Annotated in this window: 16 protein-coding genes; 6 read left to right on the top strand and 10 right to left on the bottom strand. The window is 56.0% G+C overall.

Annotated elements, in window-relative coordinates:
• Positions 1 to 31: 31 nt before the first annotated feature.
• From AC1Q6D_RS26930 to AC1Q6D_RS26970, 9 genes are all read right to left on the bottom strand, one after another.
• Complete coding sequence (locus tag AC1Q6D_RS26930; RefSeq protein ID WP_102594736.1) at positions 32 to 2,056, bottom strand: DNA cytosine methyltransferase; 2,025 nt, start codon at positions 2,054 to 2,056, stop codon at positions 32 to 34.
• A 421-nt stretch (positions 2,057 to 2,477) separates the two neighbouring features.
• Positions 2,478 to 3,455 carry a DNA-binding protein gene (locus AC1Q6D_RS26935; RefSeq protein ID WP_102595733.1) on the bottom strand — a complete coding sequence of 326 codons (978 nt, stop codon included), beginning with the start codon at positions 3,453 to 3,455 and terminating at the stop codon, positions 2,478 to 2,480.
• A gap of 72 nt (positions 3,456 to 3,527) precedes the next feature.
• Entirely contained in the window at positions 3,528 to 3,902 is a 375-nt protein-coding gene (locus AC1Q6D_RS26940; protein ID WP_177426694.1) for a hypothetical protein, read from the bottom strand.
• Between the two features lie 118 nt (positions 3,903 to 4,020).
• Positions 4,021 to 5,514, bottom strand: coding sequence for a DNA-processing protein DprA (locus AC1Q6D_RS26945; RefSeq protein ID WP_102595734.1), 1,494 nt, complete (start codon positions 5,512 to 5,514; stop codon positions 4,021 to 4,023).
• A 39-nt stretch (positions 5,515 to 5,553) separates the two neighbouring features.
• Complete coding sequence (locus tag AC1Q6D_RS26950; protein WP_102595735.1) at positions 5,554 to 7,212, bottom strand: SNF2-related protein; 1,659 nt, start codon at positions 7,210 to 7,212, stop codon at positions 5,554 to 5,556.
• Positions 7,209 to 7,598: a hypothetical protein gene (locus AC1Q6D_RS26955; protein WP_102595736.1), complete on the bottom strand. Its 390-nt coding sequence runs from the start codon at positions 7,596 to 7,598 to the stop codon at positions 7,209 to 7,211. The genes AC1Q6D_RS26950 and AC1Q6D_RS26955 overlap by 4 nt, the downstream gene beginning before the upstream one ends.
• Positions 7,595 to 8,407, bottom strand: coding sequence for an N-6 DNA methylase (locus tag AC1Q6D_RS26960; RefSeq protein ID WP_102616874.1), 813 nt, complete (start codon positions 8,405 to 8,407; stop codon positions 7,595 to 7,597). Before AC1Q6D_RS26960 ends, AC1Q6D_RS26955 begins: the two co-directional genes overlap by 4 nt.
• 230 nt (positions 8,408 to 8,637) lie before the next feature.
• Positions 8,638 to 9,087, bottom strand: coding sequence for a hypothetical protein (locus AC1Q6D_RS26965; RefSeq protein ID WP_102595738.1), 450 nt, complete (start codon positions 9,085 to 9,087; stop codon positions 8,638 to 8,640).
• Positions 9,084 to 9,323, bottom strand: coding sequence for a hypothetical protein (locus tag AC1Q6D_RS26970; RefSeq protein WP_102595739.1), 240 nt, complete (start codon positions 9,321 to 9,323; stop codon positions 9,084 to 9,086). Before AC1Q6D_RS26970 ends, AC1Q6D_RS26965 begins: the two co-directional genes overlap by 4 nt.
• Positions 9,324 to 10,053: 730 nt before the next feature.
• Between AC1Q6D_RS26970 and dnaB (AC1Q6D_RS26975) the strand changes: the two genes are divergently transcribed.
• Both dnaB (AC1Q6D_RS26975) and dnaB (AC1Q6D_RS26980) read left to right on the top strand, forming a co-directional pair.
• Positions 10,054 to 11,595, top strand: a complete 1,542-nt coding sequence (gene dnaB, locus AC1Q6D_RS26975; protein ID WP_102595740.1) for a replicative DNA helicase — start codon at positions 10,054 to 10,056, stop codon at positions 11,593 to 11,595.
• Entirely contained in the window at positions 11,592 to 12,986 is a 1,395-nt protein-coding gene (dnaB, locus tag AC1Q6D_RS26980) for a replicative DNA helicase (protein ID WP_054078420.1), read from the top strand. The genes dnaB (AC1Q6D_RS26975) and dnaB (AC1Q6D_RS26980) overlap by 4 nt, the downstream gene beginning before the upstream one ends.
• A gap of 51 nt (positions 12,987 to 13,037) precedes the next feature.
• Here the strand turns inward: dnaB (AC1Q6D_RS26980) and AC1Q6D_RS26985 are convergent, their stop codons facing one another.
• On the bottom strand, positions 13,038 to 15,005 hold the full coding sequence (locus AC1Q6D_RS26985) for a DEAD/DEAH box helicase (RefSeq protein ID WP_102595741.1): 1,968 nt from the start codon (positions 15,003 to 15,005) through the stop codon (positions 13,038 to 13,040).
• Between the two features lie 91 nt (positions 15,006 to 15,096).
• On the opposite strand from AC1Q6D_RS26985, the gene AC1Q6D_RS26990 reads away from it, so the two are divergent.
• The 4 genes from AC1Q6D_RS26990 to AC1Q6D_RS27005 all read left to right on the top strand — a co-directional run bounded on the left by AC1Q6D_RS26990 (position 15,097) and on the right by AC1Q6D_RS27005 (position 17,932).
• Positions 15,097 to 15,702, top strand: a complete 606-nt coding sequence (locus AC1Q6D_RS26990) for a hypothetical protein (protein ID WP_102595742.1) — start codon at positions 15,097 to 15,099, stop codon at positions 15,700 to 15,702.
• A 23-nt stretch (positions 15,703 to 15,725) separates the two neighbouring features.
• Complete coding sequence (locus AC1Q6D_RS26995) at positions 15,726 to 16,010, top strand: hypothetical protein (RefSeq protein ID WP_102595743.1); 285 nt, start codon at positions 15,726 to 15,728, stop codon at positions 16,008 to 16,010.
• Positions 16,011 to 16,575: 565 nt separating this feature from the next.
• The gene (locus AC1Q6D_RS27000) at positions 16,576 to 16,839 is read left to right on the top strand and encodes a helix-turn-helix domain-containing protein (protein ID WP_074321506.1); all 264 of its coding nucleotides are present in this window, start codon (positions 16,576 to 16,578) and stop codon (positions 16,837 to 16,839) included.
• Entirely contained in the window at positions 16,808 to 17,932 is a 1,125-nt protein-coding gene (locus tag AC1Q6D_RS27005) for a site-specific integrase (RefSeq protein ID WP_102616873.1), read from the top strand. Before AC1Q6D_RS27000 ends, AC1Q6D_RS27005 begins: the two co-directional genes overlap by 32 nt.
• Positions 17,933 to 18,388 lie beyond the last annotated feature (456 nt).

Consider the following 18,388-nt stretch of genomic DNA (forward strand, 5'->3'; position numbering starts at 1 on the left):
TGTAGCTGTATCCGGCGGTTGGGTAGAGTGATTAATCGGCGCTGCTCAATTGTGAGACGCTCAGTGCAATGGCCACTGGCTGCACCCAAACCGGTACGCTGCTGAGCATGAATGTTTCACCGGCTTCAGCCAGGAGAAGTGTTGTGGCAAACACGTCGGCCATCGCTCTGGCTGCAGCGCGAGGAACAGCATTTCCGATACGCTCGCGGTGGTAACCGTCGTTGATGCCGTCCAACTGAAAGTACCGCGCCTGTTCCAATTTCCGCATGTGCTGCTCTTTCTGGATTTCCAGTGCTGTTTTCGGGTCGCTCGACCACATTTCGTCCGGATCGAACAACGACTGCAGGGCGGCCAATTCCAGTGTCGTGAAGGGACGGTGCCAGGTGCCGTCCAGGCTGGTGATCATGCAAGTGAGGCGGTCATTGGGAGCCGGCATCCTTTGATCGGCGATGGACCAGCGGCCGTTGTCGTGGCAGGCACTGGCAGAAACAGCCCCGGCCGGTTCATTCCAATTAACCACCCCGTAATGGCCACCGGTGAGATAGGCGTCTCCTTTTTTCCGCGACATGCCAGTACGAGGATCGGCGATCGACAGGGCGCCGCTTGCGACTTGTTGGGACCCTGTCACAGTTCCTGCCGGATCGCTCCACGGCGTGATACGCAACTTCTGAGTACTCGCGCTGGGATGCCAGTTCTTGTACGCCGGATCAGCTACCGCGAATGCGCCTTGCCCGGTGGTGCTACCCGCGATCACTGTCCCTGCTGGTTTGGAATAGTCGGTGACAAGGTATTTGCCAAAGCCCTTTGTTGGCTGGCGAGGGTCGGCCACAGACTGCCCGCCAGAGCTTGGGCCGTGCCCAGAAGTAACGGTGCCCGCGGCCTGCTCCATTGGCACTACGCGAAAGACATTCTTGTGTCGTTCACCAGACATGCGCGGATCAGCAACGCTAAACGTCCCTTGGCCAGGACTCCGTTGTCCGGTGACCACACCACAATGGCGGTCATAAGGCAGCACGCCATACTGGGTATATTCGGCGTTACTGGTTGGTCGTGGATCGGCTACTGAAAACTTGCCGTTCGTGGGAGTCGATCGTCCTGCAACCGTGCCGGCAGTGTCCTGCCATTGATGAACTCCCAGGTAGCCGGCCCGGTACTCTGGCACGATTACAAAATCGCGCAGATGACCATCCTCGATCGCAAAGCGACTCAGGCTGCGCCAGTCTTTCCCTGCCTCTACCAGGGCAAGGCGTACCCAGGTTTTCCATTGACAGGCAGGAACCCGGTGCATAGGGCCGGCTTGTTCGATATCGCCCGCCAACGGCATGCGACTCAGCACGTCCCCAACCGCGCGTAAACTGCGTTTTTCAGGCTCATAAAGAAACGCGGGCACTTGCTCAACGTGCCGGGCCACCAACAGGAAACGTTTCCGGCTCTGGGCCAGGCCGCCGATTTCGCCGCAGTCGTGAGTGGTTTCGGCAACTGCGTAACCATAGTAGGTGAGTAGCTTGTTGATCTGATCAAGCAGGTGGCGACCACGACTCGCAAGACGTGGCACGTTCTCAAATACGATGAGCTTCACAGGCTTGTGCTTCCAGGCCTCACACATCAGCCAAACGCAGCGCAACGTCAACTCATTGAGAGCCTGGTACTTCGGTGTCTGGCTCATGGTTTCAGACAGCAGTCCAGAGGCACCTTTACACGGACTGCTGATGAACACCGCATCAGGATTTTCGTTGCGAGCAGCCCGGCGCACATCATCGGGTGTCGCCTCACGCCACCCCGAGGGCGGCTCCTTGCCGTGGAACGCTGTGTACTGCTCACGCGTGAAAAGGTCCATCAGCGTGCCTTTCACACCGGTGAGCATTTCAAAGTCGCGAAGGCCTGCTGGGTCAACATCGATCCCACCGAGGCATTCCCATTCAGCCTGCACTCCAGAGACCACGGCCTTTGAATCGTTGAACCCTGCAGCGCCGCTACCCAGCCCGCAGCAGAAGTGGAAATGTTTAAACACGCGACGCAGCGCACTGGAAACGCCATTGAAGGGTTGGTTGAACATGCAATGATCCTTGTAAGTTTTGTTTCGTAGTCTCGAAATTATACTTATGTGAATTTCGTGTCAACGACAAAATAATAGCCAGATCAGCATGAGTTGTGGTGAACGGCAGAGATCGAGAAAACTGGGGAGAGTGATAGCTGACATGAAATTGCGAGCCACGCGCGCGGCTCACTCTCAAGGGGGAGGTAGGGGGAGATGGGGGGAGATGGGGGGGCGAGCCACTGGTGGATGACCTGACAGGGTTGCAAACCCAGCACGGCATCGTTGATGCGCATTACCAGGTGCACATGTTTTGTCCAGTCTAACGGCTACCCAATCTCTCCACTTCGGGATTACGGCTTGCTTGCGTATTCAGGGTCAGCCACCGATGAATCGCCATTAAGTCCGCGGCGACCGAATGGAAGCGCATTTGATTAGATGCTCACTCCGTTTTGCGATCGGCATCTAAGTTCAATTTTTCCAAGGACCTCAACGTTCCAGAGAGCTCAGCAACCTGGCTGGACAATGCCCGGGTTTCATCCTGGAGCGCCTGATTGCGCTGTTCAAGCGCTTGCCTCTGGCTTGTCAGGTCGCCGATTTGTCGGAGCAGTGCGGAGTTCTCGCCGGCAACAGCAGCGCTCTGCTGTCGTGAATCTGCCAACTGCTCGCGGACGAGCTTGAGCTCGCCATTGACGACCAGCTGCTCTTTGCGATGCTCGGTTCTATCCGCATCCAGTTGACGCATCAGCTTCGCGGTGTCCTTGTCATAGCGGTCCAGCTCGTTTTTGATTTCCTGCTCAAGGCGCGACACTTTGGCCTGATGCTCTGAAACTGTCTCGGCCAGCACCTGGTGACGGAGTTGCGTTTCAGTTTCCAGTTTGCCTTGCCAGGTGCGGATATCCTGATCCTTCGCCTCGATCGCTGATTGATGAGCCTGATGCAAAACGGCCAATTTTTCCTGTTCTTGGACGATCCGGCCGTTGAGTTCTTCGATATTGTCACTCAGTTTCTGCTCACGCGCTCCAGCCAGGCTAAGCTGATTTTCCAGCAATTGAACCTGGCGCTCACGCTCCGCAAGTTGTTGCTTCGCCTGGGCGGCATCTATCTGCGCGTCCGTTGCGGCATGCTGTGCCAGACGGTTCTGTTCCAACAATTGCTCGCGCATCGTATCCAGCTCACGGGACGCGATGCCTTTAAGTTCCATCCAAAGCGACCAGAAAGCGTCCTGAGCCTGTTTGGGGTAGTCGCCGGCGGACGCACGTTCGGCGACCTCTATCACGATCTGCCGAATTTCACGCAGTAGGTCGTTGCTTGATCCTGTGCCGGTAATCTCGCGCACTCGCCTCCATGATGGGGTCTGGCCAGCACGCAGGAGATCCATCACCGCGGCGTAAGTCTGCTGGCTGTAAGGCTTAATCATTGAGGATGCTCCAAACTTTATCCCTGTAGGCGATTCACAGTGCGGCCCTTACAGGCGGCGAGGAGGTGTACATCAGATCGAAGATGTGAGGTCATCGGGGTGAATACCGTACAGCCTTGAAACGGGTTCAAGCAGGGCAGCTCTTAGTGCTTTCAATTCCGCCTCAAGATAGGCGATACGGCTTTCGACCTCCGTTTGGCCGGTGCCTGCCATGGTTGCCGCGACTGCATAGGTGTCGGCGCGCACGTAGCTCAGCTCACCAAAACCAGCCAGGCTGTAACCAATGAGCTGCGCAAATTGCTCGCGATCTTCCACGCTAAAATCGAGCATCGCAAGAGCGTTCATGTCGATGCCGCCGTTGTCCAGCAGGTGCGTAACGATTTTGTTTTGCTTGAAACGAAACGAATGTTGCTCATCCGCTTCCAGGGGCTGAATGGGGTGATTCATAGGAGGCTCCTTGGTGATGTTCAGCATAATAGGCACATGTGCCTATTCGTGCAAGGGCGCAGTTCGTCGCGCGATCAGCTCCGTAAGGCGACGGGGCCTGGTCAGAAACCTCAGACGGTTAGAATTGGAACTCGTATTCCGGCGCCGGTTCTGCGTCAGAGAGATGCATGTCCGCATCTTGCCCCATCTCTTTTGCAACGATCGCCCGATCGCGCACCACCGCTGCAGCCAGCAGTGCAAAGTCAAGATCGCTGGTTGCCTCCTCGTTGATCGTACGCCGGTAGACCGGGCTAGCGTCCATGCCATCAAGGATTACCTGAAGCATGTCCTGCTCATGGGTCGTACCGTCAAACCCGTAGTACTGAACAATGTGCTTGCGAGCCAGGCTATATGCTCTGTTTCCACGGCGCATCTCATCCAGGACTTTTTCCAGCCCGGTGATTTCATCGTGGAAGCAGTGAATTTCAGCAAGCGCATCCAGGTCCTGAGGTTGCTGCGATTGTTCCTGGAGTAGAGAAATTTTTATCTCCAGCTCTGGTGACTGTGACTCCGTTTGCAGAGCTTTAGTAGGACCAGGGTTAATCCACACGGGATCAGGCGCGGAGGCGTGACTGTCGGGCATGAAGGCTGTCTCCTGCAGTTGCGTTTGCAGAATAGGGGTTGCTGTCGAAAGAGCACTGCCCTGCAGGTACTGAGTCACCCCCAGATAATCATCCCGTCCAGATATCATCTGAATCTCGGCCAACTTTTCTTCGTCACAACGAAAAAGTGCGCAGATCTCCTCTGCAGAAGCCTGGGTAAGCATTCGAGGAACTTCGATGGCGGGATTGTCGCCGGCCAGATCGGCGTCAAGAGGTGCTGGTACATACAGCCGGCGACCGTAACGCAACGCCGCCTTGGCGGCATGCATGCTGCCACCATCGGATTTACTCTGAACCATGATCACAGCCTGACTCAGGCCGGCCTGGATGCGATCTCTCTCGATCAGGCGGGCCGGAACAAGCGGTGTTCCAAAAGGGTACTCGCTTACCAGAGCTCCGCCCTGGTCGAGAATGCGTCCAGCTAGTGCGGCGTGTTCTCTGGGGTAGATGGTTTGTAAGCCGTGGCCCAGCACCGCTACCGTGTGGCCGCCGGCGTCGAGTGCAGCGACGTGCGCGGCCGCGTCGATGCCAAACGCCAACCCCCCGACGATCGAAACGCCTGAGGCTGCGAAGTGCGTCGCGATCTTGGTGGCCACAACTGCTCCGCGGGGCGTCGGCGCCCGGGTCCCAACCACTGCCAAGGTGTTCTGCTCCTGCAGTGTCCCTTTGACATACAGGAAGAATGGCACCTCTGACGCCCGCGCCAAAATCCTCGGGAAGCCAGGGTCGCCATGGATGAAGAGGTGCACCCCAGCTTTCAGAGCCTGCTCGCGATCGGCGTCGGCGGCTCGCAGCGCGGCATCCCAGGCACCTGCTTCCGCAAGCGCCCTTGAGATACGAGAGTCAATAGCGCCGAGGTCCTCCGTGGACATGTGCTCAAGCTCATCATGGACTGCAGCTTTTCGAAGCGTTGCAGCCCCAACTCCTGGTAGCCACCCCAGGGCAATCAGTGCGCTCAGTCGATCAGTCATTGGCTTGCCCTTGGATTGCAAAAATTGAATTGAGCGCCACTAAGCCGCAGCCTTTCGTTTCAGGAACTGCGCAGCCAGTGCCTGGATCCGCGATTTATCGGAGTGCCGCTGCGTGAGCGGGGCATTCGGATCGATGATGCCAAGGGCCTGCGATGCTTTGAGTCCGAGTAGTTCGACCATCGGTGGATCGCTGCCATCGTCGCTGTTCAGGTAGATCGCTGTAACTTGTTCCTCCTGACCCTCGCGTTCAAGGCGGCCGATGACCTGTTCATGGATCTTCGGAGACCAATCGAGCTCACCGAAAATGACGGTAGAACAGCGGTGCTGTAGGCCATCCAGTCCCGCACCAGAGCGCAGGCTCATGATGAAAAGATTCGTCTTCCCGGAAATAAACGCTTCTTTTGAATCAATCTTCTGCTTGTCGCCTTCTGACCCGGTGTACATCGCAGGATTGTAGTCCGCCAACTCCTTTAGCCAGATGTCATACACATCCCGGTGCCAGCCCATCAATATGATCGGAATGTCGGCTTCAAGCAGAAGGCGTGCGTACTGGGCAACAAAGCGTGCCTTGGCCACGCCGGTGATACGACGCATCAACAGATCCAACTCGCGCCCGGCGCGACCGCGCTCCATGAACGTCCCTTCGGTGGTTCGGATAGCCAGCTGTCTAGCGAGCAGTTCTACAGAGCGGAGTGTTTCGTCATCTGAACCCACCTCCTCAACAATGACGTTCAGCGGCGGCATCTGCTGCCCAACGTCACGTTTAGTCCTGCGCAGGAACACCATCTGCTCCCGCAGAAAGGTTCCTAGAGCCTGAGGATCGGTGACTTTTTTGTCGCCATCGGTCCATTCCCTGAGGAAGTCCCCGTGACTGCCCAAGAGCCCTGGTTCGATGACTTCGACAATGTTCCAAATCTCGATGCCGTAGTTATAAATGGGCGTCGCACTCAAGCCCAGACGGTAATCTGCTTTGCTGGCCAACGCCTGGGCTGCTTTCCCCTTACCGCTGTCGGTGCCGGTGCGCAGTTCCTGAACTTCGTCAAAGATTGCTGCCTTGAAAAAGCCATCGCTAAAAGTATCGATCCAGCCAAGCAGTTGGCTGTATTTGAAGATGTACGCATCAGCCGGCGGCAACTCGTAAGGCCGGGTGCCCTTGATGCAGTGAAGCTTCAGGTCCGTGAATTCGCTAAGCTTTTCAAACCACTGCTGCTGCAGATGGGTTTGCACAACAATGGCCGCCGGCCGTGTTTGCATGTGCAGGATCAAAGCAGCGGCGGTGTAGGTCTTGCCCAAACCGACATCATCGCCCAAAAGCAACGATCGCCGCGCCAGTGTCAGGTCAACAGCCTGGCTTTGATAGTGACGAATGACACAGCCTGGTTTCAGGCCGATGGCGGCCAGCGGGGTGTACTCCGGACGAAGAATTTCTTCCATCCGCGACTGTTCGCGCTCGAAGCTTTGACGACCCCAATCAAGGGCCTGCGCGTCGGTCGGAGTGATGGCCAGGGGATAGCGAGAGGTGAACCAGGCGATGTCAGCGCAGTGCGCAAGGTCGTTTGGAAAGACGTACTCGTCGGTCTGCCACTTCGGCACCCGCGGGAATATCTGCTTGAGTCGGATCGCGATGTGAGGCGCGATATTGCGCATTACCCACTGGGTGCCGTTTTCCAGGCTCAATTGCCCGTATCGAGTGCTCATAACCAGCCCCCGCCCATTGATACCACCCGTGAAGGCTTGTTGTTAATGTGAGATGGAAGTCCCATGGCCGTGCCCGTCATTAGCAGCAAACCATCAACCGATTCATGCTCGGCGTAACGCTCCAGCTGCCTATAAATTGCCTTGCGCTGTGCGCGGGTCTTTAGCTCCAGAACAATGGCGTGACCGTCGATAGTCACCACAAAGTCTGGAATGTCACGTTTCGAAAGTTCCTGCTCCCGCTTGAACTCGAAGCCAGCCTCGTCCAAGGCTGTTTCGAGATCCGCCTGCGCCCTTTTTTCAAGCGCCATGTTCAAGCGCTGCTTCGAGCAAAAGTCGCATAGTCGAGCCAGAGCTCGCTGAGCTGATGAGTCATGATGGTCATTCATGCGACGAGCTCCCGCGGCAGAGTCTCTTCCTGATAAGGTTCTGCAGAGGTCATTTGATCTCGTTCGTTGTCGCGATGAGGATCGATGCTGCTGCCCAAGGCGTATCCGCGGTCCAACTTACGCTGCCACCCGCCTAAGACGTGCGCCGGCGTGTACCAGTGCTCCCGCTCCTCCATCATCAGGGTGTTGCCGAGAATCACGACCGCAGGGATGTGGAGAAGGCTCAGCTGAATGAAAGCCATATGTACTGCCCTGGAGTCGATGTCTTGGGCGATGACGTGCAGATGTTGCTGATAGTTGATGCCGGCGCCGAGCATGGCTTCGGCGGTTGCAATAACCATCGCACCGGCACCACAGGCAGGTTCGCTCACACTAACAAATCCGCGTTGTTCGATTTTCTCTCGAAAACCGCTCCCGTCCTGGACCTGCATGTTGGCCATGAGCGTGCACAAGGAATAGGGGGTGAAAAACTGGCCGCGGGAAGCGTTGTGCAGCTCCAATTCGCTGAACACTTTCCCCAAAACGTCGTCAGGCCCGTACTCCAGAGCATTCACAAGTTCTGCATACATCTGAGGAAAGCGTGCCACTTCGTGTGGCTCATAGCGCCGGACGATCGATAGATAGCGCTTTTCGCGCTCCTCAAATTGGGCAAGGTCCACTTTGTTGGCAATGGCCAGAGCGGACATCTCAATGAAGTCGCCGAACACGTCCCAAAGGTTGTGTCGCCCCGCATTAGCCCGCAAGAGCTTGACGAGATTGCTGCGATGCTCAGCGGGCGAGCTTGGAGTAGACATTTTAGGAGAGCGCATAATAGCCTCGCGACGTGCTTTTGTAATCGCCAAACTATAACTTGATATTTTTTCTGTCAACACAAGATTTCGCTTCGAGCAAGAACCTTTAAGTGAGGTGCTGGAGGGCAGGCCGAGAGTCGGACAGGGAGGGACGATGGAGGGAGGAGCGGGGGAGGTGATGCGCTCATCTGGTTATGGGCGCATCACTACGGACCAGCAGTCTTCTGATATCGGTGCCAAATACGGCGCTACATCGATGGCCCAGAATGTTCGTGCTCAATCTGTATGTTGACGTCGCGATCCGGCTTGGGCTTTCCGAGGTCAAAAGCATGAACGACGGCTTTGGCAGCCATCGCAAGCGAAGGGAATGCGATCATGCCCGCACTCCCAGCCCAAAATGCCGCGACACCGGTGCTTTCGAATCCACCGGTAAGCGCTCTGGCAACACCCTCACCCAAGCTATCGACCCTGGTTGCGTCAAGATATGCCTGGTAGACCGCATGGCCTTGATGCGCCATATCGGCGCCGTACGAGGCGCCAGATGCCGCTCCAATCATTGTCATTGCAGCAGGAACGAATGAGGCAAGACCGAAGAGTTCGTTGGCCCCGATGCGCCGCAGCGCGTCCGTACACTTGGTGTAGATGTTGCGCGATAGTTGTTGAAACAGACTTTCACCAGGTGCTGCTGGAATGCTCATTGCGCGACTCCTATGGCTTGCGGAAACGTCCTTTCCACCAGCACGCAAAACTGGTCGATAGGTCCCAGAACCTCGCTCTCGTTTGACCGTGGCGTAGCGCCCAGATCCAGAAGGATTGCGGCATACACCGCCACCTGACCGGCAACTTCGGTTTTTGCCGCGTCAGTCTCCTTGCTGTTTGCAACGGCCGCTGCGCATTTTTCCAGGCGAGAAAGCCGGTCCTTAAATCGCTCCATGTATCACATCCTAATGTAGATTCAATAGAACAACATTAAGCAACAGGCCTTATGCGCCGTCAATCGTCACGCAAGGCTGCTCCAAGGAAATTTTGCCTGGCGGATGCCGGCTTGCGAACCGCTGCCGCCACCTCGCGTTGGGCGTCTCGCAGATCCCCCCCCCTGAAGCGCTCGCCGTGTGCCGCTCGCGCAGTGTTGACGATCGTCGATAACGACAACTGCAACACACCCACCTTGGCTCACTCACGATGAATTGCAGTATGCAACGGCATTTACTGAGGTTTATCTGCAGCTCGCGAACATATGCAATGAGGATACCTGTTACATATGCAATGATAGAATGTCGTTTATCGCTGATAACCTTAGTTATCAGCGATCAGCATTAAGCCAGAGTAGGGCGCCTCTCGCTCAGCAGTAGCTAGGGTTGAAGTGTGCGAAACGCGCGGACAGACAGCCTCGACGCCTTGCAGATCCGAGAGCGCTCGTTAACCTGAGCGACGCTCCGATCGGCCAGTGGACGCTGGCCGATTCAGCGACGGATTTGGATGGCAGGGAGGGACTGAGGGATGGGTAGCAAAAATGCTTGACTAGATAGGCACATGTGCCTAGCCTTGGATCAGTAATTTATTGGAGAACTGCAGGTGTATTTGATCTCTACAAAAACGACGCAGCACGACTGGTCGGACATCGCGCTTCCAAGAAGCCCGCTTCGCTGCGGATTACTAACGCTTTGAGTACGATCGCCGCCGCGGAAGAAGGTGCTGCAGGAACTGCAGCGCCTCGCGTCCCTCCCCATTCGGTAGAGGCTGAGCAGGGCGTGCTCGGTGGTTTGATGCTGGACAACGCCACCCTGGATTCACTCCAGTACCTGCTCTCCCCCGATGATTTTTTCCTGCAAGAACACCGCTCGATCTTCCGAGCCATTCTTGAACTGGCCGAGCGCCAGAAACCGTTTGACGCCGTGACGCTGCAGGAAGTGTTGAATCTCTCAGGAGAAAGCGAACTCGTGGGGTTCACCCAGGGCTATGTAAGCGAGCTCGCGAAAAATACGCCGTCGACTGCGAACATTGAAGCGTACGCCCGGGTGGTTCGCGAACGCTCTCAGTTGAGAAAGATCATCTCCACCTGCATCAGTATCAATGACCAGGCACAAAGCCCTGCCGGAATGTCGGCAGAGGATCTGATCGAGGACGCGGAACGCCAAATACTGATCCTCTCCTCCGCTCGGCCGAAGGCCGGTGGCCCAGTTGGCATCAGCACGCTGTTAACCAAGGCCACCGAAAAAATCGGTGCGCGGTCAAAGTCCGGCGATCTGGTGACCGGACTATCAACTGGTTATGCCGATCTAGACCAGAAACTGGATGGACTGCGCCCGGCAGACCTGATCATCGTCGCAGGACGGCCGTCGATGGGTAAAACAACGTTCGCCATGAACATGGTCGAGAACGCCGTCCTGCATAGCGAGAAGGCGGTGCTGGTCTACTCACTTGAGATGCCAGGCGAGTCGCTCATCATGAGAATGCTGTCGTCTCTTGGGAGTATCGACCACAGCAAGATCCGCTCAGGACGCCTGTTGAATGAGGACTGGCCAAAGCTGACTAACGCCGTCAGACGCCTTACCGACCGCAAGCTGTTCATCGATGACACCGCCGGCATCAGTCCGTCGGAGATGCGATCGAGGACTCGCCGAGTAGTTCGGCAGCACGGGCCGCTTGCCTTGATCATGGTCGACTACCTGCAGTTAATGCAGATCCCGGGGGCCAGCGGCAAGAATCGGACCAACGAAATCTCCGAAATTTCGCGCTCTCTGAAGGCCTTGGCCAAGGAATTCAATTGCCCAGTGATCGCATTGTCACAGCTCAATCGAACCGTTGAGCAGCGCCCAAACAAACGGCCATTGAATTCGGATCTCCGCGAGTCCGGCGCGATCGAGCAGGACGCGGACGTGATCATGTTTGTCTATCGCGACGAAATCTATTACCCCGATTCCCGCTTCAAAGGAACTGCAGAGATCATCATTGGCAAACAGCGAGAGGGTGAAACCGGCTTTTCAAGACTTGCTTTTGTCGACCGATTGACCCGCTTTGAAAACCTCGTACCAGGTGCACATGCTTTCTCCGATTCGGAGCTTGGCAACGTCCCCAAACCCAAAGATCCGCGGGTTGGGAGAGCCATCGCATCGGAGCTGGTGCACATCGAAAAATTTCGTAAATACGACCCGCAGACTAAAAACTATGCCAAAGGCCCATTCCGGCCGAGGAAGAAGACATGAACGATTTCGCCGCTCCCGAACAGTACGACCTGCAAACCGCTTCCCTGAAGGTGCCACCGCACTCGATTGAAGCAGAGCAGGCGGTGTTGGGAGGACTGATGCTGGACAATAACGCGTGGGAGCGTGTACTTGATCAGGTATCCGATGGCGATTTCTACCGACACGACCACCGCCTCATCTTCCGTGCGATCGCCCGGCTCGCTGACCAGAACTCACCGATCGACGTCGTGACACTGGCAGAACAGTTGGATAAAGAGGGCCAAACAACCCAAGTCGGTGGTTTGGCGTACCTGGGCGAGCTGGCGAAAAATACACCGTCGGTGGCCAACATCAAGGCCTACGCCCAGATCGTCCGTGAACGAGCCACTCTGCGCCAGTTGATCGGCATCAGCACCGAGATCGCCGACAGCGCCTTCAATCCTGAAGGTCGCACTGCCAATGAGATTCTCGACGAAGCGGAGCGCCAGATCTTCCAGATCGCCGAGGCGCGGCCGAAGACGGGGGGCGCGGTGAGCGTGAACGACCTGTTGACCAAGGCCATCGACCGTATCGATACCTTGTTCAACACTGACAATGCCATCACCGGCTTGTCCACCGGCTACACCGACCTCGACGAGAAGACCAGCGGCCTTCAGCCCTCAGATCTGATCATCGTCGCCGGCCGCCCATCTATGGGCAAAACCACCTTTGCGATGAACCTGGTAGAGAACGCTGTCCTGCGTAGCGACAAAGCGGTTCTGGTTTACTCGTTGGAGATGCCCGGCGAATCATTGATCATGCGTATGCTGTCTTCCCTGGGCCGCATTGACCAAACCAAGGTACGTGCTGGCCGCTTGGAAGACGATGACTGGCCGCGGCTGACTGCCGCTGTCAACTTGCTCAACGATCGCAAACTGTTCATCGACGATACCGCCGGCATCAGCCCGTCAGAAATGCGCGCCCGCACCCGGCGCCTGGTCCGTGAACACGGTGACATTGGGCTGATCATGATCGACTACCTGCAGCTAATGCAGATTCCAGGCTCTGGAGGCGATAACCGAACCAATGAGATCTCGGAGATCTCGCGCTCTCTGAAGGCGCTGGCCAAGGAGTTCAATTGCCCAGTGGTCGCGCTGTCACAGCTCAACCGTTCTCTGGAGCAGCGTCCAAACAAGCGACCGGTAAACTCCGACTTGCGAGAGTCCGGAGCGATCGAGCAGGATGCCGACGTCATCATGTTCGTGTACCGCGACGAGGTGTACCACCCTGAAACCGAACACAAAGGCATCGCTGAGATTATCATCGGAAAACAGCGAAACGGCCCGATTGGTACATCGCGATTGGCGTTTATCGGTAAATACACCCGATTCGAAAACCTCGCACCAGGCAGTTACAACTTCGATGACGAATAGTTATTAGAGTTGGACATCAAACCGCGCTATTCACCAATAGCGCGGTTCAAATTAAGCCGCTTGTAACAGTAACGAAGCCAGCTCCAGTTGCGCTTTTTCCGATGCGTCTTCAGGCTCAATCAAATCGCGAGCTACTGCCCGCTTCGCTGCGAGCATGCTCCACAATCCTTGGTCGATGGAGTCGTCAATAAGCGGGATTTTTACGATCACCAAGCGCAGCTGACCATTGCGGTATGCACGATCTTCCGCTTGATCCTGCAGGGCCGGTGTCCAAGGTAGACTGGCGAAAAACACGTAATTAGCAGCTGTCAGATTGATACCTGTCCCCGCCGCTGCAGTGGTGCCAATAAATGCACGAATATTTTCGTCCTCTTGGAACTGATCGACGGCCTTCTGCCGCCGGGCGCCTGAGTGCTTACCAGTCAACGTCACACAATTGATGCCCTCGTTGGCCAGCTCGCTGTTGAGCCACTCGACCGTCTCAATGAACTCGCAAAAGATAATCACTTTATCCTGGGTGTCGAGCTCTCTGACCATATCGACAATGGTCCTGGCCTTAAAGCGCTCCAGCATCGAACGCAGGACGCCAATTCGGGCCAGAGGGGACCTGTCGCTGTAAAACACCTCCTGGTACTGCCGACGTTCTGCCGGCGACATCTGCGAGGCGAAGGTCTGGCGTTGCTTACCCTTCAAATTGACCAGGACGTCTTTGGTACGGCGAAGCATCCAGTCTGAGAGAAGAGTCCGAAGCGACGCACGGAACTCGCTACTTCCAGCGAATTGCTCACAAAACGCCTTGAGGGACATGAGGCCAATCGGATGGCCCGACAGACGAAGCAGCGTGTGCAGTTCGCTTTCCCGGTTCAGCACAGGCGTCCCGGTCAGCAGATATCGATTGGGGACTTTTGAGGCGATGTCGAACGCGTGACGCGTCCATTCCGCCGTTGGCTCTTTGAGACGGTGCGCCTCATCGATCACCATGACGTTGTACAGGGACGCCGTCGTGACAAATTGTCCCAGCCTTTCGTAATTGATGATCACCCATTGGGCCGAAGGGTCAGCGGCCTGCATCGAAATTTTTGCATCCGGGCACACCGCCTGGATCTCGCGGCTCCAGTTGATGATGAGGCTGGCCAGGCAAATAATCAGGATCGGCCGCCCCTTCGCCTGGATGTGTGCAGCAACGATCGACTGCCGTGTTTTGCCGAGGCCCATATCGTCAGCCAGCAAAGCGCTGCTGCGCTGCACCAGGTGAGCAACTCCGGCGCGCTGATAGTCATAGAGCTGGTACTGGTTGAGAGCCTCCTCAAGTGCCTGTGGAGTCCAAGAGATCGGGGTAATCTGGGGAATGCTGGCCAGGTACACCTCGTTTACAGAATCCTCGCTTTCCCCCGTAGGGTCCGGACGTTCACCACCTACGGCGATGCTCTCCCATTCGCGAGCCTGCACCAAGGCGCCATCTTCAAGCAGCTCGTGCTGACCTTCGAGAATCTGCACCTGCTCTTCGCTGAGTCCCAGTCCGTCAATGAGATTGCTGCGCAACGCTTCGGCAGTGCAGACGATTTTCCAGGCTTTGCTGGGTCCCAGATATACCCCACCCATTCGCCGGTAGATCGCTATCAATCCAGGGTGGTAATCACCCCGTGCGAGAACCTTTCCGTCGGCCATCACTGCGATTCTGACCTGGATATCGGTCGTGTACGCCGCCAGTAATGGCTTCGCCCGGGAAACGTCGAGCTTGCGTGTAAAGGTTTCGTAGGTTTCTACGAACGCTTCACCCGCGGCCGCTTTGAGGGTCGCAAAAAATTCTTGGGTTTCCTCGTGAACAAGATTCTTCGCGATGCGCCAAGTGTTGTGAAGCGGGTGCCCGGGTTTTCTGAAGCAACGAGCTTTGAGGCTGCTCAGCACCCGGCCCAATCCCTCGACATAAGCAAACGACAATCCATAGTCGAAGCCGTCGAACACTGCGCATTTAAGAAGCTCTGCATTTACATCTGGTGAGCTGCGTCGCCTGAGCATGCGAGCAAGTCCTTATAGAATTTGATCACGGTGATACTATCGCAATTGTGATTAGATACGCACACCATTCAAACGAGGAGCATTGGCCCGCATGAACCAGTCCTTCGAACTATGCCTTTCCGCAAGACTTCAATGGATCGATGTGGTTGTCTGGCGCTCAATCACCGGGGGTGAGAAAACCGTCGCCGCGGCCAGGCTGCGCGCATTTGAAATAGTGGCCTGTCTTGCTGAGCTAGAGGCAAATCGGTGCAACCCCGTCTATGGGGAGCACCTCCCGCCTCTTCTCGTGGACGCCCCAGAACTGGCTGACCACTACCTCTCCGCGTTCGTCCAGGAACGGGAGCTCGCTGAGCAACTGAATGCTGAAGAAGAGGCGCGATGGGAGGAAGAAAGATTAGAAGCAGCCAATGAGCAACAACGCCAAGCCAGGCGCACGCAGGCTTTAGTTTCCATGGAAGCTGGGCGATGGGGTGAACTCAACCTGCCGAGCCCTGATGAATTCCTGCAGCAACTGACTGCAGGCGAAAGTGTTGATGTGGACGGGCATTCATTCAGTTACGACAAAGCTGATGGCATCACCTGGATGGACAATCCGTATGGCGTACCAGGTGGGTTTAGCGGTGTACCAACCTTGGAGATGTGCACCAGGGTTCTCAAGCATATCGGTTGCGGAGGTATGTATGGGCCTGAACCATAGCGAGCAAGTGAAAGGAACGAGACATGACTGAGTTGACCTATTCCTCCCCCTACTTGGCAGTGATCGAGCGGGCGCTGACCGTGGGATCTGCATGGAGTGATGGTACTGGAGCCACCAAAAACACAGTTGTCCCCGCGCCGGTATTGGAGACCCTTGACCGGTTACGCGTCGGAGAAGACCCGTCCGCCGGTATGTTCACAATTCGGGAACTGCTGCTAGATCTGATTGAGCAGCACCCAGCACTGAGCGTAGTTGTGTTGCCCCAGGCTCACGCTGTCGGAGCTACTGGATCTTGTTTTGTCGCCTGAGGATAGCCTCCAGAGCATCCAGTGCCCATTTCGGACATGGTCGGGCGCTCTTGAGGACGCTTGCCGCTAACCACGATCTGATACTCCGAATGCTGCAGGGACGCTTTGTCTCCTCAGCGATGAGAGCAGCGGCCTCTCCCTGGGTTATCGAGGCACGATCGATCAAGGATCGCAATGTTTCTTGGTTCGACATTCAACACCTCATAATGCACTTGTGCCTATTCTAACCCAGCTTCTCCATTCGTACATTCCTCTCTCAAGGAAACCTTCCAGTCTTAGCTCATTGCCTGTCGTTCGGTACGGCCACTGCTAGTCTGATCACCGATTATAGGCACTTGTGCCTACAACCGGCAACTTGTGATGGCAGTTTGCCTTTCGCCACGACTGAAAAAAACAGCTGATTCATATACCCTGCTGCCCCCTCCGGGAACCCTGAGATAGAGCCTTCGATGTCGGCATAGGATTTGCCGTTGCTCCTCAATTCCGCTTTTAAACGGAAGACGACTATAGTCGGAACCGCTGAAAATCCCGGCCCTTCAAATGATCAAGCCGGGAACGCAAAATCATCCGCACGCACAACCAGGCCTTCGGAAAGGCTCTTCGTGAGTTCAGGAAAAAAAGGTGCCTCACGCAGGAAACTCTCGCGTTCGAGGCCGGCTTGGATCGCACCTACATTTCCGTCCTGGAACTCGGCCGGCGTTCCCCAACGATCGACACGCTAATTTCCCTCTGCGAAGTACTTGGCATCTCGTTGGTCGAGTTGGCCGTTAGAGCGCAAGATCTGGACGAATCTCAAAATGACCGAAATGACCATGGCCCAGGCCCTTGATCACTACAAGACAAGGGTTTCGATCCTCAAAAAAGGCTACGTTCAAGAGTGTTATCGCGTCGAGCAGTTGTCCAGATCGTTCTTAGGCCCAATGACCGCCCGGGCTGTCACCTCAGTAGACATCGCGACCTATCGTGATGAGCGCCTCCTCCAGAAAAACCAGAAAACCGGCAAGCTTCTGTCTCCCGCGACAGTCAGGCTTGAAATGTCGTTGCTATCGAATCTGTTCGAGCTCGGTCGTATTGAATGGGGGATTTGTGACGACAACCCTGTCCTGAAAGTTCGGAAGCCAAAAAGTCCCCCTGGGCGCGAGCGAAGACTCACTGCGCGCGAAGAGCGCCTGATTTTGCGATATGCCCACAACCACGGTAACGAATCTCTCTATTCGATCATCGTCGTTGCGCTTGAGACAGCAATGCGCCAGGGCGAGATCCTCGGCCTGCGCTGGGAGAACATCAACCTCAAGGCGCGAGTGGCGCATCTGCCAGACACCAAAAACGGCACGCGTCGCGACGTGCCGCTCTCGTTGAAGGCGCGTGATGCCATCATCAGGATGGGTGTCGAAAACACCGGGCAGGTCTTCAAGTATGGATCGCAGGGCCTCAAATCGACCTGGCGCGTGATGCTGCAGCGCCTGGCGATCGTGGACCTCCATTTCCATGACTTACGCCATGAAGCCATCAGCAGGCTGTTTGAACTGGGCACGCTGGACATGATGGAAGTTGCAGCCATCAGTGGCCACAAGTCGCTCAGCATGCTTAAGCGCTACACGCACTTGAAGGCACAGCGCCTGGTCAAGAAACTTGAGGGCGGAAAGAGCAAGGGTCGACAGGTCGTAATCAATCACCTGATCCCCTACCCCGCCATTCTCCTGCAGACGGAGAATCACGTAACGGTTCGGTTCCTGGACTTTGATGAGCTCCTGATCACGGGATCCTGCAGAGATTCCACGCTCGCGCTCGCCCAGGACAGGCTACTTCGACGACTGATGACGGCACTCAGGGACGCTACACCCATACCGGCACCAGATCAGTACCTGGAATTGATTGAGGAAACAAGCGTAGTGATGATTGATCCTTTAGCGGCTGCTTGAACAACCAAAATTTTCAATAAAGTATTAGGAATATTGACCTAGATAACTGACGAGACGCCCGGCCTGCTTGGCTAAGCCGCGAAAAAAGGCATCAACAATTGCTCGATAGAAATCGTGTCAAAGGTATCGTACGAAGCGCGTGCCTTGCCAATCCGGTGTGTGGGCAAAAGGATTCAAATTGGAGCGTCCTAGAGTAGTTTACGGGACTTTCGGGAACATCGGAGGAGACGGAGGCGTCGCTTTTTGTAACTCAGACGAGATTGTCCTAGGAGGAGGAGCAGACTGTTCTGATCCCACCCGCGGTTATATCCACATGTCGGCCCCGATAGATAGTGCAGATAGTCAGGGATGGGTCGCGAACTGTTTTGGTGTACCGGGATTCCCGGATCCTCCCGCAAGGGCCTTCGCGATATGTTCGAAGAAGCAATAACCACCTTGCCAATCCGGTGTGTGGGC

Source organism: Pseudomonas sp. MT92 (assembly GCF_058792515.1).